Source organism: Acinetobacter schindleri (assembly GCF_010918895.1).
In the GTDB taxonomy this organism is placed as follows: Bacteria; Pseudomonadota; Gammaproteobacteria; order Pseudomonadales; family Moraxellaceae; genus Acinetobacter; species Acinetobacter schindleri.
Genome location: NZ_CP044483.1, coordinates 276,433 through 294,126 on the forward strand (window position 1 = coordinate 276,433; position 17,694 = coordinate 294,126).

At 43.8% G+C, this 17,694-nt stretch carries 13 protein-coding genes and 2 tRNA genes; 3 read left to right on the top strand and 12 right to left on the bottom strand.

Going from position 1 to position 17,694, the window contains the following annotated elements:
• The 6 genes from FSC11_RS01305 to FSC11_RS01330 all read right to left on the bottom strand — a co-directional run bounded on the left by FSC11_RS01305 (position 1) and on the right by FSC11_RS01330 (position 9,659).
• A complete protein-coding gene (locus tag FSC11_RS01305; RefSeq protein WP_163164701.1) occupies positions 1–2,838 on the bottom strand; it encodes a monovalent cation/H+ antiporter subunit A in 2,838 nt (945 codons plus the stop codon).
• Between the two features lie 423 nt (positions 2,839–3,261).
• Positions 3,262–4,644 (bottom strand): AAA family ATPase, encoded by a 1,383-nt coding sequence (locus FSC11_RS01310; protein WP_163164704.1) that lies wholly within the window; start codon positions 4,642–4,644, stop codon positions 3,262–3,264.
• Positions 4,645–4,681: 37 nt separating this feature from the next.
• A complete protein-coding gene (locus FSC11_RS01315; RefSeq protein ID WP_071319786.1) occupies positions 4,682–6,184 on the bottom strand; it encodes a UvrD-helicase domain-containing protein in 1,503 nt (500 codons plus the stop codon).
• 15 nt (positions 6,185–6,199) lie between these two features.
• Complete coding sequence (gene hisIE, locus FSC11_RS01320; RefSeq protein WP_004896299.1) at positions 6,200–6,982, bottom strand: bifunctional phosphoribosyl-AMP cyclohydrolase/phosphoribosyl-ATP diphosphatase HisIE; 783 nt, start codon at positions 6,980–6,982, stop codon at positions 6,200–6,202.
• Positions 6,983–7,199: 217 nt separating this feature from the next.
• A complete protein-coding gene (locus tag FSC11_RS01325) occupies positions 7,200–8,087 on the bottom strand; it encodes an SDR family NAD(P)-dependent oxidoreductase (RefSeq protein ID WP_004810045.1) in 888 nt (295 codons plus the stop codon).
• A gap of 294 nt (positions 8,088–8,381) precedes the next feature.
• A complete protein-coding gene (locus tag FSC11_RS01330) occupies positions 8,382–9,659 on the bottom strand; it encodes an O-acetylhomoserine aminocarboxypropyltransferase/cysteine synthase family protein (RefSeq protein WP_163164706.1) in 1,278 nt (425 codons plus the stop codon).
• Between the two features lie 317 nt (positions 9,660–9,976).
• Between FSC11_RS01330 and ettA the strand changes: the two genes are divergently transcribed.
• Positions 9,977–11,638: an energy-dependent translational throttle protein EttA gene (gene ettA, locus FSC11_RS01335; RefSeq protein WP_004810042.1), complete on the top strand. Its 1,662-nt coding sequence runs from the start codon at positions 9,977–9,979 to the stop codon at positions 11,636–11,638.
• Positions 11,639–11,695: 57 nt separating this feature from the next.
• Here the strand turns inward: ettA and FSC11_RS01340 are convergent, their stop codons facing one another.
• From FSC11_RS01340 to FSC11_RS01365, 6 genes are all read right to left on the bottom strand, one after another.
• The gene (locus tag FSC11_RS01340; RefSeq protein WP_163164708.1) at positions 11,696–12,082 is read right to left on the bottom strand and encodes an SEL1-like repeat protein; all 387 of its coding nucleotides are present in this window, start codon (positions 12,080–12,082) and stop codon (positions 11,696–11,698) included.
• A 175-nt stretch (positions 12,083–12,257) separates the two neighbouring features.
• Positions 12,258–12,599, bottom strand: a complete 342-nt coding sequence (locus FSC11_RS01345) for a hypothetical protein (protein ID WP_004810038.1) — start codon at positions 12,597–12,599, stop codon at positions 12,258–12,260.
• 166 nt (positions 12,600–12,765) lie between these two features.
• A tRNA-Glu gene (locus FSC11_RS01350) sits at positions 12,766–12,841 on the bottom strand.
• A gap of 34 nt (positions 12,842–12,875) precedes the next feature.
• A tRNA-Ala gene (locus FSC11_RS01355) sits at positions 12,876–12,951 on the bottom strand.
• Positions 12,952–13,008: 57 nt separating this feature from the next.
• A complete protein-coding gene (gene gltX, locus FSC11_RS01360) occupies positions 13,009–14,517 on the bottom strand; it encodes a glutamate--tRNA ligase (RefSeq protein WP_163164710.1) in 1,509 nt (502 codons plus the stop codon).
• A gap of 135 nt (positions 14,518–14,652) precedes the next feature.
• Complete coding sequence (locus tag FSC11_RS01365) at positions 14,653–14,982, bottom strand: hypothetical protein (protein WP_004810034.1); 330 nt, start codon at positions 14,980–14,982, stop codon at positions 14,653–14,655.
• Between the two features lie 388 nt (positions 14,983–15,370).
• Here FSC11_RS01365 and FSC11_RS01370 point away from each other — a divergent pair, with 388 nt between their 5' ends.
• Complete coding sequence (locus FSC11_RS01370) at positions 15,371–16,372, top strand: sulfate ABC transporter substrate-binding protein (protein WP_163164712.1); 1,002 nt, start codon at positions 15,371–15,373, stop codon at positions 16,370–16,372.
• Positions 16,373–16,626: 254 nt separating this feature from the next.
• The gene (locus FSC11_RS01375; protein ID WP_005223477.1) at positions 16,627–17,646 is read left to right on the top strand and encodes a sulfate ABC transporter substrate-binding protein; all 1,020 of its coding nucleotides are present in this window, start codon (positions 16,627–16,629) and stop codon (positions 17,644–17,646) included.
• Positions 17,647–17,694: the final 48 nt, after the last annotated feature.

A 17,694-nucleotide genomic window follows, 5' to 3' on the forward strand; every position in this document is an offset into this window, starting at 1 on the left:
TTATCCTCTTGGTACCGGGCCAGTCATAGACGAGTGACGTGAATCCCCAAGCACAGAAATCATTAACATGGTCGCACCGACCACGGTGACATAAACCCCGACGTCGAACAGCGCTGCAGAAGCCAGATGCATATCGCCCAGTATTGGGGGATGGACATAAATATGTGCACTGGTCAGGAATGGACGTGACCAGAACCAGGCAGCAACACCAGTTAGGCCAGCAAACATCAAACCGCTACCAATCCAGATTTCATAGAGACGACCAGATTTAGCACCCAGCATTTTTTCTGCATGATCCTGACCGATGGCAATGTACTGAATAATCAACGCTAAAGAAGTCACCAGGCCTGCGATAAAACCACCGCCAGGCTGATTATGGCCGCGCATGAAAATATACAGGCTCACCACCAGCGCAACTGGCAAAATCCAGGAAGCAGTAATTCGCAGCATCAGCGGGGAGGGATTAAAACGATAAGTCAAACCTTGAGTCATGGTAGTACCATGGGCACGCATACCATCCATCAGGCTCAATACGCCAATCGCCGCAATACCGAGTACAGTGATTTCACCAAAGGTATCGAAACCACGGAAATCCACCAGAATCACGTTCACCACATTGGTCCCGCCGCCGAGCGGTATTGACTGCTGGGCAAAGAACCAGGAAATTGAATTATGATCTCGGGTCATGACGAGCCAGGCTACCCAGGCAATACTCAGACCACCCGTAATTGCAATAATGGCATCGCGCCAGCGTCGGGTCGGGCTGGATTCATAAGGGGTAAGCTGTGGTAATAGAGACAGGCTCATCAGCAGCAATACTGTGGTAACTACATCAACGGTAATCTGGGTCAGGGCCAAATCTGGTGCCGAGAAACCGATAAAGATCATGGTCACGACCAGACCTACTGCACCGCTGATCAGTACGGCTTTAATCCGCTCGTGATGGAACCACAGCATCATCCAGCAGGCTGAGAATAATAGCAGCCATAAGATAATCGCTAAAGCCGGTGCATGAGTCAGTTCACGTGCGCCAGTACCAATCTGATGGGTCAGCAAAGGTACAGCAACCAGACCGATGGTAAAGATCACAATCCACAGCAGATAGCTTTGCAGTTTGCCATTTTCAGTGGCACGGCGGAAACGACGTGAATTTAGCAATAATGATTTTAAGAACAGATCAAATAAAATCCGGCCCTGAAATTTGCCCAAGCTTGGATCAAGATCAATTTCACGAATCAAGCCACCTTTGGCCAGCGAGAAATAGAACAAGATTCCGCCAATCAGGGCGATTACGCTCATTAAAAGTGGTGCGTTAAAACCATGCCAGATGGCAAGGTGGGTGCCTTCAAATGCCAGGTTTTGTGTGGCAGCCCGGGTAGTGCTATTAACAATTTTCTCAACCAGTAAGGCAGGCAAAATACCGACCAGAATACATAAGGTTGCCAGTAAAGTTGCTGGCGCACGCATGCCAAATGGGGGTTCATGCGCATTTTTATTCGGTACATGGCGTCCAATTGGACCATCGAAGAATACGCCGTGAACCAGACGAATCGAATAGGCTACCGCGAAAATACTGGCTAAAGTCGCGACAATGGCAGAGCCAATCATCACTGGACCACTTAGGTTGGCCAGCAGTTCAGTAAAGAACATTTCCTTGGACAGGAAACCATTCGTTAATGGGACACCTGCCATTGAGGCAGCAGTGATCATGGTAAGTGTTGCAGTAAAAGGCAGTAATTGCCATAAGCCGGACAACTTGCGTAAGTCGCGTGTACCCGATTCATGGTCAATAATGCCGGCAATCATAAACAGTGCAGCTTTAAAGGTTGCATGGTTAATGATATGGAAAATTGCAGCAGCCACCGCGAGTGGTGAACCAATCCCCAGCAGACACATGATCAGGCCAAGATGACTGATGGTTGAATAGGCCAGCAAGCCTTTCAGGTCTTCCTTAAAGATGGCAAAAAAGGCTGCGATGCACAGGGTAAATAGACCGATAAACGTAACAATATTATGGAAAAGTGCCGCACCAGCAAAAATTGGCAACAAGCGTGCGACCAGAAATAAGCCCGCTTTTACCATCGTGGCAGAATGCAGATAAGCAGATACCGGTGTCGGTGCTGCCATGGCATTTGGCAGCCAGAAATGGAAAGGAAACTGCGCACTTTTGGTAAAGGCACCCAGCAAAATCAGCAGCAGGGTAGGTACAAACAGGCTATGCGATTGGATCAGCTCGGTCATCCCAAGGATCTGATCAATCTGATAAGTTCCTGTAATCTCGCCCAGTAAAACGAAACCACCCAGCATTGCCAGACCACCCATGCCGGTAATGGTTAACGCCATGCGTGAGCCACGTTGGGCCACTTCATAATTGCTCCAGTAACCAACCAGCAAGAACGAGGAGATACTGGTCAGTTCCCAGAAAATTAATAAAATAATCAGGTTATTCGACAAGGAAATGCCGAGCATCGCTGCCATGAACAGCATCAGCAGGATATAAAGTTTGCTGAGCGAGTTCTTCGGACTTAAATAATAGTAGGCATAAATAAAAATCAGGGTGCCGATGCCACTGATCAGCAGAGCAAATAACAGCCCCAGAGAATCCAGGCGGAAACTGAAATCAATACCAAGTTGAGGCAGCCATGACCAGCTTTCGCTAATGACTGCGCCATCTAGCACCGCAGGCGCCTGGCTAAGTAATAATGCAAAACTGCTGAGGCTGACACCAATGGCCCCTAAGGCCGTTACCCCGCGCGAAAATCTTTTCAGCCACGAGACAAGGGTTGTGCCTAATACTAACGGTAACAATATAATAATCGGCAGCACACTCGTATCCATTGTCGTGAGTTAGGTCGTCATGAACCTAGGGTGAATCTTTATCTTTCAAGGATTACAGGAATGCAAGGAGCAGCCCAAATTTCTCAATCTTGAAAGCCAAATCGTATTCAAAGAATAAAAACAGTTGTATTGCGCAACTTATAAACGATAGCAAATTCCGATTTTACAATGAAAAATGCAAGTAATTCCGATCATATTACAGGATAACAACAACATCAATCTTTTTGTGTACGACTTAACAATTATACGATGACCCCATGAAAACATGGGGTGCATGCTTGAGCACATCGACCAGATTGAACTGAAAATAAAGATCAAACTTGAAGATTCTATTGAAAAAAATGGACAGCCTTGAAGGTCTGCTTCGATAAGGAGCTATTCAGAAAAATTAAATCAGGTTAATTCAAGAGCCAGCTTATTCGCTTAAAACGGAATTTGGGGAATTTTCCGGTCATTCTGATTCAGTAAACGTAGCAACTCCTGTTGCTGCTCTTCATTCAATGTTTGCTGAATCAGTTGCAAGATTGAAAGTGGCGTTACTTGTTCAAGCTCGGGCTCGAGCAGCACGATTTCCTCAGTATTCAGGGTTTCTTGACCTAGGCCTAAATTCGCATAGAGTTGATCAAATTGCGCTGGGATTGTATCAACTTGAACTGGATAGAGTTGTTTATCTTCAAGACACAAACATTGAAAATCTGCTGCCTGTTCCAGTAACTCAGGACGGTTACCAGTCACAATGATTTGCAGTTCAGGAAAGGCTTGATGTAGACGAGACAGAATGACTGCTGCCATTTCTTGATCCAGCTGATGATCAATCGCATCAATCAGTAGAATGCCACTGCCTTCCTTGCACGGAAACAGGCTTTTCGGATTGAGCAGACACAGGCGACGCACAATATCTCCAACTAAGGCAATCCAGTTGCGGATGCTATTCGGTAATTGCTGTAAAGTCTGGGTTTGTCCTTGGTAGCTCACCATCAGCTGCATTTTAGGTTGGTACTGCAAATAGAGATTGCTGACTTCAGGCAGAACGATCGACAAAGCTTCACGCAGGCTATTTAAACTCGGAGTATTCACCTGGATCTGGGCATGTTCAATATGTTTGACCAGTTCATCCATATTGTGTTTTTTATCCTGCTGCGAAGCGCGGCTCAGGATCTGCTCTAGAATCTGCGCACTTTGCGCATTTTCAATGTCGCTGATTTCCCGGAACCATTCAAAAAAACGGGTAAAAGTCGTGAAGGGAATAGCTGCAATTTCATAGGCATACACCGTCTGTAAAATCGCCGGATTGTTTTTACTGAGTAGATTGATTTCATTTACAAAACGCTCAGCCGGATAATAGGCAATCAGCGGTAAGCCCAGCATTGGATCTTTGGCGAGGGCTTTCTGATACAACGTGACCATCGCTTCGAGTTGCGATGTATCTACCTTACTCAGTCCCACACCCTGACTATTTAAAGTTTTATAAAGCTGCCAGCTGCACTGCTGGGTAGCAGATTGCTGTTGATCGCTACTTTCTGCAAAAGAGCCAATTTCTTCAGGAAAACGGACCTGAATATTGATCTTGGATTGCAGACGATATTGCATGATGTCCTGATCCAGCATCACCATACCGGCAGTACGCAGGTCACGATAGCGCGCAGCGAACCAGGTCAGTGCCTGATAGGCGCTACGCAGCAGCGCCGTTTTACCCGAACCCTGATCACCGAGAATTAAGGTAACAGGCAATTTATGATATTTAAATTCAAGCTGGATATCAGAAAAATGCAGGGTATGTTTGAGTTGTATGGATTCGACTTGCATAGACCACCTGTATCGTGATGCCTACATCCATGCCGTACTAGCCTGCTGCCTGCCGTAATGATAGAGGCATTTTAATTTTTAGCTGCTGAATCAGGTCATAAATGTGGTGAATATTTAAGCTTACTTTAGCACGTGTACAGGCCACGTAAAGCAGTCTTAACTCTTCATCACTAATCTTGTGATCTTTTTCATTTAATTTAAACTGGTAGTCATCTTCAATATGGACCCGGTCCCATTCCAGTCCTTTGGCTTTGTGGGCGGTGGAGATGATGTAGTCGGCCTGTCCGATTGGTGTGATCTTGGCCAGCGCAGTTTTCAGCGGATCGGTACCATGCTCATCGACCAGTTTCACCAAAGGTTTAATGTCACTGCCTTCATTGGTCTCGCAATATTCATGCACATCATGCCAGGAGTTAAACCAGGCCAGTTCAGGCACATCCACTACGCGTTTTCCCTGTTTCAGCATGGCAGCCGCTTCGACAAAACGGTTCAGCTTGACATGGTCGGCCTGCAGACTGACCTTTTCACCACGCACAAGTCCAGCAAGTAGCAGTTCCATGGCTCGGGCATTAGTACGGCATAAAATCGCATCACGCATTTTGGTATGTGGTTTATTCACTACTTTAGAGTTCAAATGCGGATTACCGAGTAAGGGCACGGTTTCATTCAAGGCTCCCAAAATTGCATTGGCATTCAGGGCAATTTCAGGACCAAAACGGAATGAGGTAGTTAGGCGGGATTCTGGTAATGGCAGTTGCTGCATGGCATTGACTGCACCACGCCAGGCATAAATCTGCTGATGCGCATCCCCGACATAGATCACCTGGGTGCTGCGCTGTTTTAGCAAAATACCTAACATCAGGGGGTCAGCATCCTGAGCTTCATCAAACAGTACATAATCCGCTGGAATATTCGGTTCTGACAATGCCCAGAGTTTCAGATAAATATCATGTCCGATTCCGGCCTGATGATTCGGATCAATCGATTCCAGCCAGCGACGCTCAACCGCAGGATAGAGTTTCTTTTGCAGGGCTTCGACATCGTCCGGATGTAACCAGCTTGGTGCCTGAATATGCCGTGGAGCAGGGTATTGCGAACTGGTTGAACAGAAATAACCGACCGCATTCGCGACCAGACTGGCCAGACGCGAAGGCATCATGACATATTTTTCATAACGGCCACCCATCATGCGGCGCAGGGTCATCGGCTCAAGGCGATATTCCTTGGCAATGAAGCTTGGACTGAGACGGGGCAGGCGCAGTTTATCCGTGACTCCACGTGGAACACTGCGATAGGCCAGTGAGTGGAAAGTCCGGCAGTCCACACCACGATGGAACTTATTTTGTGCTTCCGCAGCAATGGATTTGTTAAATGCCAGATACATGCCACGCCGCTGCGGCATGGCATCGCTGATCATTTGTAAAGTTGTGGTTTTACCTGTGCCGGCATAGGCAATCACTTTAAAAGATTTGCCCAGACGTGCGTTATCAATGGCAGTGGCCTGCTCATAGGTTGCGGTCGGTTTAATTGGCTCAGACACAGTTAAATTGAAAACTTAGTGTGAACGGTTGGCTTTTTCAACCAGACCGGATAAGCCCTGACGACGTGCCAGTTCATTTAAAACCAGTTGTGGATCAAGGTCGAAATAGCCCAGCATCACGATAGTATGGAACCACAGATCTGCCACCTCATAGATCAGGTCATTTTTATTGTCTTCGGTTGCTTCAGCTTTAAAGTCTTTGGCAGCAATCACAGTTTCAAAGCTTTCTTCACCGACTTTTTCCAGAATTTTGTTTAAGCCTTTGTGATAGAGCTTGGCAACATAAGATGAATCGGGATCAGCCTGCTTACGTTCAGCCATCATCTGACCCAGATAAGACAAGACCTCAACCTGTTCTGATTGGGCATTAGATGCATTCATCGCCATGGTATGCGGGTTTGCAGATTTTTCACCATAGATCGCTGCAGGATCTTTAATTTGTACATCGACAATTTCCCAGCCATTCGGCGTCAGTTTGCGATAGAAACAAGATTCACGACCAGTATGACAGGCAATCCCACCATGCTGTTCGATTTGCAGCACAATCACGTCAGCATCACAGTCCAGACGGATTTCATGCACCGTCTGAAAATGACCTGATTCTTCACCCTTATGCCATAACTTATTGCGGGAACGAGAGAAATACACGGCCTGATTCTTTTCTGCAGTCAGCGCCAGTGCTTCACGATTCATCCACGCCACCATCAATACACGACCGGTTTGATGATGCTGGGCAATGGCAGGTACAAGTCCTTGTTCGTTAAATTTTACTTCATCGAGCCATTGCAGGTTATTCATAAGGGTGTCCATCTGTTGAATCAATATCTAAATGTTTAATACATGCGGATCAAATATCCGTCCGATAGTGTACGTGATCTGAGATCATTTGCGGCAAAAATCTGCATCTGAAATGACAGGATCTGTCGTGATAATTCAGGGTATCTTGATTGATGACCGATCAAAATAACAAAGCCGCCAGCAGGCGGCTTGGTTCAAATTGCATTTTCGCCTGGACTTACCAGTGCTCACCCGGGAAGATACGTGCATATGCTTTCTGCACCCAGTTCAGCTTCTGTGGCTGACCTACAGAGGCAGATGAACTTGGGAACAGGTTGTAGCCGATTGACATCAGTTTATTGTTAATGTCTGGTGCAATTGCATAAGTAATTGAAGCTAGACGGCCCAAACCGGTAGCAACTTTTTTCGGTCGTTTCACAATTGCATGTGCAATCAGATCAGATGCTTCTTCAGGAGAAAGCGTCGGAACATATTTATAGATCTTAGTTGGTGCAATCATTGGCGTACGTACCAATGGCATATAGATAGAAGTAATTGCGATCTTATGTGAATTGACTTCTGCAGACAGACAGCGACTAAATGCATCCAAGGCTGCTTTCGATGCCACATAAGCAGAGAAGCGGGTCGCATTTGCCAATACCCCAATCGAACTGATGTTGATGATGTGACCCTGACGACGAATCATCATATGTGGCAGGATGTTCATCACCAGACGCACAGCACCGAAATAGTTTAGCTGCATGGTACGTTCAAAATCGTGGAAGCGGTCTACAGATTCATGTACCGCACGACGGATCGAGCGACCGGCATTGTTAATCAGAATATCAATGTGATCAACAGAAGCCAGAATCTGTTTGGATACTTCATCAATGGCGTCCAGATTATTCAGGTCACACGGAAAAACTGTTGCCATGCCGCCTTTTGCTTCAATTTCTTCTTTTACCTGGTCCAGAGTCTCTTTGGTACGTGCTACTAGCAGGACATGTGCACCTGCATCTGCCAGACGGTGTGCTGCTGTCAGGCCAATGCCGCTGGATGCACCCGTAATGAGGATGGTTTTGCCTTGAACTCGTTTCAGTAGATGTTTCTGTAGTCTGGATTTCACGTTTGTTATTCCTGAAATATGCTGTAGGTTTACGTTTTTTCTTATTTGGTTTGTACGTAGGTATGCACGAAAGTTCGTACACAATGAAGTCTGTATATGATAACGAATTATACAGGAAAATCCAGAGATTAAGTTGTTGAAAATAAGAGAAATTTTAGAGTAATTGCTCTATTTTTAAACTACGTTTCAATTAATTTTTATTGTGATCTAACCATAAGATAAAGCTCATGAAAAGTAAAGCCAGATAAAAAAACTCCATCAGAAATGATGGAGTTTTTTGCTTTAAAAGAGGGCTTAAACGGCTGCGAGTGACTGTTCCAGATCAGCAATCAGGTCATCAATGTGTTCAATCCCGATAGAAAGACGAACCATATCTTCACTCACGCCAGCCGATTTAAGTTCTTCTTGATTAAGCTGGCGATGAGTCGTAGTGGCCGGATGGCAGGCCAGACTCTTGGCATCTCCAATATTGACCAGACGGGTGAACAGCTGCAGAGCATCAATAAAACGCGCACCGCCTTCACGACCGCCTTCTACCCCAAAGGTTAAGATTGCAGACGGTTTCCCTTTCACATATTTCTGTGCCAAAGCATGTTGAGGATGATCTTTCAGGCCAGCGTAATTGACCCATTTTACTTTCGGATGCTGCTGCAAATATTCCGCAACTTTAAGTGCATTTTTAGTATGACGTTCCATACGTAGACTTAAAGTTTCCAGGCCTTGCAAAATTAAAAATACATTTTGCGGGCTGATCGCAGCACCAGTATTACGTAATGGCACGACACGGGCACGGGCAATATAGGCTGCTTCACCCAAAGCTTCAACGTAGTTTACGCCATGATAGCTTGGGTCAGGTGTATTCAGGGCAGGGAAGCGTGCTGCATGTTTACCCCATGGAAACTTGCCGCTATCGACAATAATGCCGCCAATTGAATTACCATGCCCGCCAATATATTTGGTCAGCGAGTGCACCACGATATCTGCACCGAAATCAAAAGACTTCTGCAAGACAGGAGTTGCTACAGTGTTGTCGACAATCACGGGTACGCCGTATTCATGCGCAATCTTTGAAATCGCTTCCAAGTCGATAATGTTGCCGAGTGGGTTACCAATTGATTCCACAAAAACCAGTTTGGTTTTGTCGTCAATCAGACCACGCAGTGCTTCCGGGTTTTGATAGTCAAAGAAGCGGACTTCAATGCCTTGCTTTGGCAGGGTGTGTGCAAACAGGTTATAGGTGCCACCATATAAAGTAGATACTGAAGCAATATTATCCCCAGCTTCAGCAATGGTCTGAATCGCATAGGTAATCGCAGCCATACCGGATGCCAATGCCAGTGCGCCAATACCACCTTCTAGCGCAGCAATACGCTGTTCCAGTACCGCTGTGGTCGGATTCATGATACGGGTATAAATATTGCCTTGAACTTTCAGGTCAAACAGGTCTGCGCCATGCTGGGTATTGTCAAAGGCATAAGAGGTAGTCTGGTAAATTGGCACCGCAACAGCTTTGGTGGTTGGTTCCGGGCTATAACCTGCGTGAATTGCTAAAGTTTCTGCTTTATAAGTCATGATCGTTAGTCTTCTTTGTGTTTTGCTTTAATAAAGTTGCTCAAATATTAGCACTTGAAATATGAAGAAAAGTGCATATTTATTCAGATGAATATCTTAATTAACGATATAACATCAACAAAATAATGCAAGTTCAGGTACTAAAAATTCTGTTTGAAAAATAAACAGGATTAAACTTGTAACAAGGCATTAACTTCACCGGAATGGCTTATGTTTTGTAGACATTCTGCGTATAATAGCCGATTATTTTTTCGCTCATGATTGAGCAGGGGAAATTCATTTTTTCCCCATCTGGTTTTTCAATTGAGGAGTCCTACGTGGCCCAATATATTTATACGATGAACCGAGTATCCAAGATGGTTCCGCCGAAGCGCGAAATCCTCAAAGATATCTCCTTATCATTTTTCCCAGGCGCAAAAATTGGTGTGCTTGGTCTGAACGGTGCGGGTAAATCTACTTTGCTTCGTATTATGGCGGGCGTAGATAAAGATTTCTCTGGTGAAGCTCGTGCGCAACCGGGTATCAAAATCGGTTATCTGGAGCAAGAACCACCTTTGGATGAAACCAAAGACGTTCGTGGTAATGTTGAAGATGGCGTACGTGAAGCACTTGATGCTTTGGCACGTTTGGATGAAGTTTTCGCTGAATATGCAGCAGAAGATGCAGATTTCGATGCACTTGCAAAAGAGCAAGAAAAGCTAGAAGCGATTATTCAGACTTGGGATGCGCATAACCTGAATAACCAGCTTGAACAGGCTGCAGCTGCATTAAATTTGCCAGCTTGGGATGCTGATGTAACTAAATTGTCTGGTGGTGAGCGCCGTCGTGTTGCACTTTGCCGTCTGCTTCTGTCTAAACCAGACATGTTACTTCTAGACGAACCGACGAACCATTTGGATGCATCATCTGTATCCTGGTTAGAGCGTTTCTTGAAAGACTTCCCAGGTACCATCGTTGCGATTACGCATGACCGTTACTTCCTGGATAACGTAGCAGAGTGGATTCTTGAACTTGACCGTGGCATGGGCATTCCATACCAAGGCAACTACTCTTCTTGGTTAGAGCAGAAAAATGCCCGTTTAGAGCAGGAACAGAAGCAAGAAGAATCTTTTGCTAAAGCGCTTAAGAAAGAACTTGAATGGGTTCGTTCTAATGCAAAAGGTCAGCAAAAGAAAAACAAAGCACGTATGGAACGCTTTGAAGAGCTTAACTCGCGCGAATTCCAGCAACGTAATGAAACATCTGAAATTTACATTCCACCTGGTCCACGTCTAGGTAACAAGGTTGTAGAAGTTGAAGGTATCAGCAAATCGTTTGGTGATCGTACGCTCTATAAAGATTTATCGTTTGTTGTACCGCCTGCTGCGATTGTGGGTATCGTCGGTGAAAACGGTGCGGGTAAAACCACACTCTTCCGTATGATGACAGGCGAATTACAACCTGATACGGGTACAGTAACTTTAGGTGATTCAGTTAAAGTTGCTTATGTAGGTCAGATTCGTGACACCTTAGATAACAACAAAACTGTTTGGGAAGAAGTTTCTGGCGGTTTAGATATCTTACGTATTGGTGAATACGAAATCGCGTCTCGCGCGTATATCGGTCGCTTTAACTTTAAAGGCCAAGATCAGCAAAAACGTGTCGGTCAGTTGTCCGGTGGTGAGCGTAACCGTTTACAGCTTGCAAAAATCCTGCAAATGGGCGCTAACGTAATCTTACTCGATGAACCGTCAAACGACTTGGACATCGAAACTTTACGTGCACTGGAAGACGCGATTCTTGTCTTCCCGGGTACAGTGATGGTGATCTCGCATGACCGTTGGTTCCTTGACCGTATTGCAACGCACATCTTGTCATTCGAAGGTGAAACACCTGAATTCTTCACCGGTAACTATGCAGAATTCGAAGAATACCGTCGTAAACGCGATGGTGATGACCTTGTTGCGAAACGTCAGAAATACCGCAAAATTGGTGCTTAACTAAAGCGCAAAAAACCAGCCCTAGGGCTGGTTTTTTATCCTATATTCTTAAGTTCTTCAGCTTTCTATTTCTGATAAAAGTTGTGCAGCCTTACTATGATTTTGCTGTTTGGCTTTATCTAACCATAATCTGGCCTGTTCATCATTTTGATCTAAACCTAGTTTCCCATGCAAATAATACACGCCAAGTCGATATTGTGCTTCCATATGTCCTCTTAACCCTGCACTCAGGTAGTTCCAGACAGCATTGCGTTGATAGATGTGTTTTGGGGGTAGGCGTTGGCTAATCTCTGGTACAGCCTGAAGTTGTTGCAGGGTCATACAAAGTGACTCATATTGCAAAGCCTGTAAATAATAAGTATCTGCTTCACTCGGCTGCTCCTCAATGAATAGAATAGGCGGATCATTACAAGAAAATAGAAAATTTATAATTTTTTTAAGCATTTTTATTATTCCTTTATGCTGCATCCCTGCAATAAATTGGAATCCTTTTTTATAAGAATAAATTACACCAATTTGTCTGATGATGTTTTTAAATTTTTAGATAATCCGATAAAACTAATCTAATGAAAGGCATAAAAAAGACTGCCGAAGCAGCCTTAAAGACGAGAGAGAAAAATCAGATTTCCCATTCATGATTACATTCACGGCATTTCCATTTTTTCTGGCTTTGCATGAATGCCTGCATAGAGATTTTAAAGTCAGGCAAGTCTTTATAGAACATAAAGCCTGCAATCAGACAGATCACGAATACAATCACTGTCGCAGTCTGTAGGGTAGTGCCTGCGCCGTCACCAAAAATCCACATACCAATACTGATGATCACCAGCAGAAGTAAGACAAATAGGGCAGGTACAAGAAGTACCAAGCTTTTTGGCACGACTGGACGTGCTGCTGGCTGACCTGGTTGTGCAAGCGGCATAATTTTAGGACTTTGACATTTCGGACAACGGTATTGCATTGCAACTCCAGAATTTTTCAATTTTGTCTATTTTAATCTTAATCATACAGAAAGCCAAAAGTGGCTCAAAGTTATCATAATAAATTTCAGACAATAAAAAACCCAAGTCGCAATGCTTGGGTTTTTTTATTAAGATCACCCTAATATATTATAGTGATCTTGAATATGGCGTCCCTACGGGGATTCGAACCCCGGTTACCGCCGTGAAAGGGCGATGTCCTAGGCCTCTAGACGATAGGGACAAATGAGGCAAATACACAAGTAAAGCAAGACTTTTGGTGGAGTCAAGGAGGATCGAACTCCTGACCTCTACAATGCCATTGTAGCGCTCTACCAACTGAGCTATGACCCCAGTCTGTGTGAGCGCTATATTATGGATATAACGTTCACACGTCAACTAAAAATTTAATTAAGCTTCATCAACTGCATCATTTTTCGGCAATTTTAAGCTTTCATTAAGTTTTTCCCAGACTTTCAGCTCTTTTTTGCTTGGACCACCGACAATTTCCAGGGCATGACGCAGACGGGCAAAGGTCAGGTCCGGTCCAATCGTCACCATGGTTTGCATCACTGGCGTAGATGCAGTTGAACCGGCAATGGCAATAAAGAAAGCTGGCATAAAATCACGTAGCTTGATGCCCATCTGGTTGGCAAGATCCATCAGAGTTTGGCTGACCGTATCATTATTCCAGGTAAACAGGCTTTCCAGACGCCAAATTGCAAACTGCAAACTTTGACGTACCTGTTCTTCAGTCAGTTTTTTGCTTTCAAACTGTTCTTTGCTCAGGGTCGGGAAGTGGTTGAAATAATGTGCCGACCAGTTTACCGCTTCAGACAGCAGGTTGATACGTGGTTGAATCGCAGCAGCGATTTCTTCCAGCTTCGCACGGTCTGCTTTCCAGGCCAGTAAAGTATCCAGCAGTTCGGCAGGAGAAAGTGCCTTAATCCACTGACCATTCAGCCAATTTAATTTTTCAACATCAAAGATCGGGCCGCCAAGAGAAACACGATTAATGTCAAAGTGTTCAATCATCTCAGCCAGCGTAAATTTTTCACGCTCATCTGGCATTGACCAGCCCATACGACCCAAGTAATTCAACAGGGCTTCTGGCAATACACCGATGTCTTTATAGTAGTTAATAGACGTCGGGTTTTTACGTTTAGACAGTTTTGATTTGTCCGGGTTACGCAGTAGTGGCATGTGGCACAGCACTGGCATATCCCAACCAAAGTATTTGTATAGCAATTGGTGTTTCGGTGCAGAAGGAATCCATTCTTCACCGCGAATCACATGGGTGATTTGCATCAGATGATCATCGACCACGTTTGCCAAATGATAAGTTGGCAGACCGTCTGTTTTTAACAGAATTTGCATGTCGACTTGCGCCCATGGAATTTCTACTTCACCACGCAACATATCATTGAAGGTACATACACCTTCAGTTGGCACTTTCATACGAATCACATGCGGTTCGCCAGCTGCCAGACGACGTGCGACTTCTTCTTTAGAGAGTTTCAAACCACGGCCATCGTAACGTGGTGATTCACCACGTGCCTGCTGTTCAGCACGCATTTCATCTAACTCTTGCGCAGTCGCAAAACAGTAGAAGGCATGACCTTTATCTACCAGCTCTTCAGCATATTTTTTATAGATGCTCATACGTTCTGACTGACGGTATGGCGCATGTGGACCACCAATATCCGGACCTTCAGACCAGTTCAGGCCTAACCAGCGCAAAGAATCCAGAATCATTTTCTCTGACTCAGGGGTAGAGCGCAGCTGATCAGTATCTTCAATACGAAGAATAAATTCACCGCCGTGCTGCTTGGCAAAGCACAGGTTAAACAAGGCAATATAGGCAGTTCCTACATGAGGAAAGCCTGTAGGAGAAGGGGCAATACGAGTACGAACAGTCATAGTCGGATGGAATCTAAATATAAATTTCTGGCTATTATAACGAAAAAGCCACATCACTTAATGCTTAATTCAACATTGAATGATATGGCTTTAGATCAGAAGCAGTTTTAAATGTTGCGAGCTGTCAGCTGATAATCAGGAATTGCTGCTAAAGAAGAAATTTTGCAGAAAGCGGGTAAAACTCTGGTTTTGATCGGCAAAAAAGTTTTGTGATGGACGTACTTTAATTGCAGTCAAAACTTTCAGGTTTTCTTCAGGATGCAGAGATTTTTCAGTTTTTTGCTGCTGAATTGCCTTTACAATAGGAGATGACTTAGTCACTGTTACTGCTGGTTTAGAGGCAGCAGCTGTTAGTGCAGCCGGATTATTAACTAGCTCAGGGTGCGCAACAACAGCGTTGCTGAATTGTGCGGTAAATAAAATGGATAGGCTCAGGATGCCGGTCTTGAACGTTGCAAATTTCATGTCCAAACTCCCTCTCTTGTTGTGGTGCTGGATTTATAGTCTTAGGTTTTTTGTTGTGTTGAATACAATTCAATCACATTTAACCTCTAAAAAGTAGAACCAAGTCACAAAATTTACAAAAAAAATAAATATGACAATGGAAAATTGAGAAAAATCAGAGATCACCTCATAACGGCGCTATTTTTAGCACAGGACTATGAAGAGACTATGAAGATTATATCCTAAAGTAATCAATTGATAGGCGATAAGTATAAAAAATGCAGAGAATTGTCATTTATAAGATATCTGAAAATAAGAAAAAATTTAAAATTATTATTATAAGCATATGATTGTTAAATATATTTCAAATTTATATAGTGTTTTTTAGATAAACAAAAGAGCTATTGTAATGAAAAAAATAATTGTATCTGCATTTTTCGCAGTGCTTTCGGGGACAAGTACACAGCTGGCAATAGCCAAAGATTTCCTGAATGTTTCCTACGATCCAACCCGTGAGTTCTATCAGGAATATAATGAAGAATTCGGCAAATTCTGGAAACAAAAAACCGGACAAACGGTTAACTTTAAGCAGTCACATGGGGGTTCAGGTAAACAGGCCCGTTCCGTAGTGGATGGTTTACAGGCAGATGTCGTAACATTGGCACTGGCCAATGACATTGAAGAAATCGTCACTGCTGGTCTGATTAATAAAGGCTGGCAAAAAGAGTTTCCGAATAACTCAGCACCTTATACTTCGACTATTGTCTTCTTGGTGCGTAAGGGTAACCCAAAACAGATTAGAGACTGGAATGACCTAACCAAGCCAGGGGTCGAAATTATTACTCCAAATCCGAAAACCGGTGGCGCACCACGCTGGATTTATCTGTCTGCCTGGGGCTATGCGCTGAAACAGCCGGGTGGTAATGATATCCAGGCCAAAGAACTGGTGAAAAAATTATATGGCAATGTCAAAGTGCTGGATTCAGGTGCGCGTGGATCTTTAACCACTTTTGCTGAGCGTGGCATCGGTGACGTGTTGTTGTCTTGGGAAAATGAAGCCTTGCTGGCGACTCAAGGTTTAGGTAAAGACAAATACGAAATTGTTTATCCGTCTATCTCGATCTTGGCTGAACCATCGGTGGCAATTGTCGACAAAAGTGTCGCGAAAAATGGTAATGCGAATCTGGCTAAAGGTTATTTGAACTACTTGTATTCACCGAAGGGACAGGAACTGGCAGCGAAATATTATTTCCGTCCGCGTGACCAAAAAGCGGCTGCAAAGTATGCAAAACAATTTCCAAAAATTCAAACCTTTACAATTGATAAAGTGTTTGGTGGTTGGACCAAGGCACAGAGAACTCATTTCGTAAATGGTGCAATCTACGACCAGATTTCTGCTGAAAACCGCTAATTTGCCATGGTTTTCTAAATACTTGACAAGACGGTGAAACGGATAAATTGCTTATCCGTTTTTTTCATATCTAAAGAATAAAATGCTATAAAACCTGCATAGCTCTATATTATTAAAATTTTTATTATATAAAACATGATATTAAAACAAAAAATAACTGAATATTACCCTGTATACACTTTGTTTGCTGAATTGCGAAAAATAACTTTATTTCATATAGTTATATGAATACAAGATAATCCTCCCTTGCTCTCATGAAAACTCAGTTAAAATCAATATTTAGCGCTGCCTTATTGGCAACAGGTTTGACATTTACCGCAACTGCCACGCAAGCAGCTGACCGTGATTTTTTAAATGTTTCCTATGATGCAACCCGCGAGTTCTATGACGAATTCAATAAATCTTTTGGTGCTTACTGGAAAAGCCGTACTGGTATTAATGTGAACTTTAAACAGTCGCATGGTGGTTCTGGTAAACAGGCACGTTCGGTTGTTGACGGTCTGAAAGGCGATGTTGTGACGCTGGCTTTAGCCAATGACATTGAAGAAATCGTAAAATCGGGCCAGATCAAAGCGGGTTGGCAAAAAGAATTCCCATATAACTCTGCACCGTATACCTCGACTATTGTATTTATGGTGCGTAAGGGTAACCCTAAAGGAATTAAAGACTGGAAAGATCTGACTAAACCAGGCGTGGAAATTATTACACCAAACCCGAAAACTGGTGGTCTGCCACGTTGGGTGTATTTGTCAGCTTGGGGTTATGCAGAAAAACAACCAGGTGGCAGCAAGGCAAAAGCTCAAGAGTTTGTGGGCAAGCTTTATAAAAACGTAAAAGTCATGGACTCAGCTGCACGTGCATCGATGACCACCTTTGCAGAGCGTAATATTGGTGATGTATTGCTAACCTGGGAAAATGAAGCTTTAGTGACGCAAAAAACACTGGGTAAAGACAAGTTCGACATTATTTACCCATCTCTGACGATTCTGACTGAACCTTCTGTAGCAATTGTGGATCGTACTGTCGAGAAAAATGGCAATAAATGGTTGGCAACAGGCTATATCAATTATTTATATTCTCCACTCGGTCAGGAAATGGCAGCGAAACATTATTACCGTCCACGTAATCAGGAAGTTCTAGCGAAATACTCGAAGCAGTTCCCGAAAATTAAAACTTTTACCATTGATGAAGTATTCGGTGGCTGGGCCAATGCACAGAAAACTCATTTCGTGAATGGGGCGCTATTTGATCAGATTTATAACTCAAAACGTTAATCTCTTGATTCAAGGTTTAATTTTATAAATAAAGAAGCTTCCTCCAAG

What these genes read in the sequence shown, in the direction of transcription:
- FSC11_RS01330 (WP_163164706.1), bottom strand. Translation starts at nt 9,659, where the DNA reads ATGACTTATAAAGCAGAAACTTTAGCAATTCACGCAGGTTATAGCCCG.
- FSC11_RS01305 (WP_163164701.1), bottom strand. Translation starts at nt 2,838, where the DNA reads ATGGATACGAGTGTGCTGCCGATTATTATATTGTTACCGTTAGTATTA.
- FSC11_RS01365 (WP_004810034.1), bottom strand. Translation starts at nt 14,982, where the DNA reads ATGAAATTTGCAACGTTCAAGACCGGCATCCTGAGCCTATCCATTTTA.
- gltX (WP_163164710.1), bottom strand. Translation starts at nt 14,517, where the DNA reads ATGACTGTTCGTACTCGTATTGCCCCTTCTCCTACAGGCTTTCCTCAT.
- FSC11_RS01370 (WP_163164712.1), top strand. Translation starts at nt 15,371, where the DNA reads ATGAAAAAAATAATTGTATCTGCATTTTTCGCAGTGCTTTCGGGGACA.
- hisIE (WP_004896299.1), bottom strand. Translation starts at nt 6,982, where the DNA reads ATGAATAACCTGCAATGGCTCGATGAAGTAAAATTTAACGAACAAGGA.
- FSC11_RS01345 (WP_004810038.1), bottom strand. Translation starts at nt 12,599, where the DNA reads ATGCAATACCGTTGTCCGAAATGTCAAAGTCCTAAAATTATGCCGCTT.
- FSC11_RS01340 (WP_163164708.1), bottom strand. Translation starts at nt 12,082, where the DNA reads ATGCTTAAAAAAATTATAAATTTTCTATTTTCTTGTAATGATCCGCCT.
- FSC11_RS01310 (WP_163164704.1), bottom strand. Translation starts at nt 4,644, where the DNA reads ATGCAAGTCGAATCCATACAACTCAAACATACCCTGCATTTTTCTGAT.
- FSC11_RS01375 (WP_005223477.1), top strand. Translation starts at nt 16,627, where the DNA reads ATGAAAACTCAGTTAAAATCAATATTTAGCGCTGCCTTATTGGCAACA.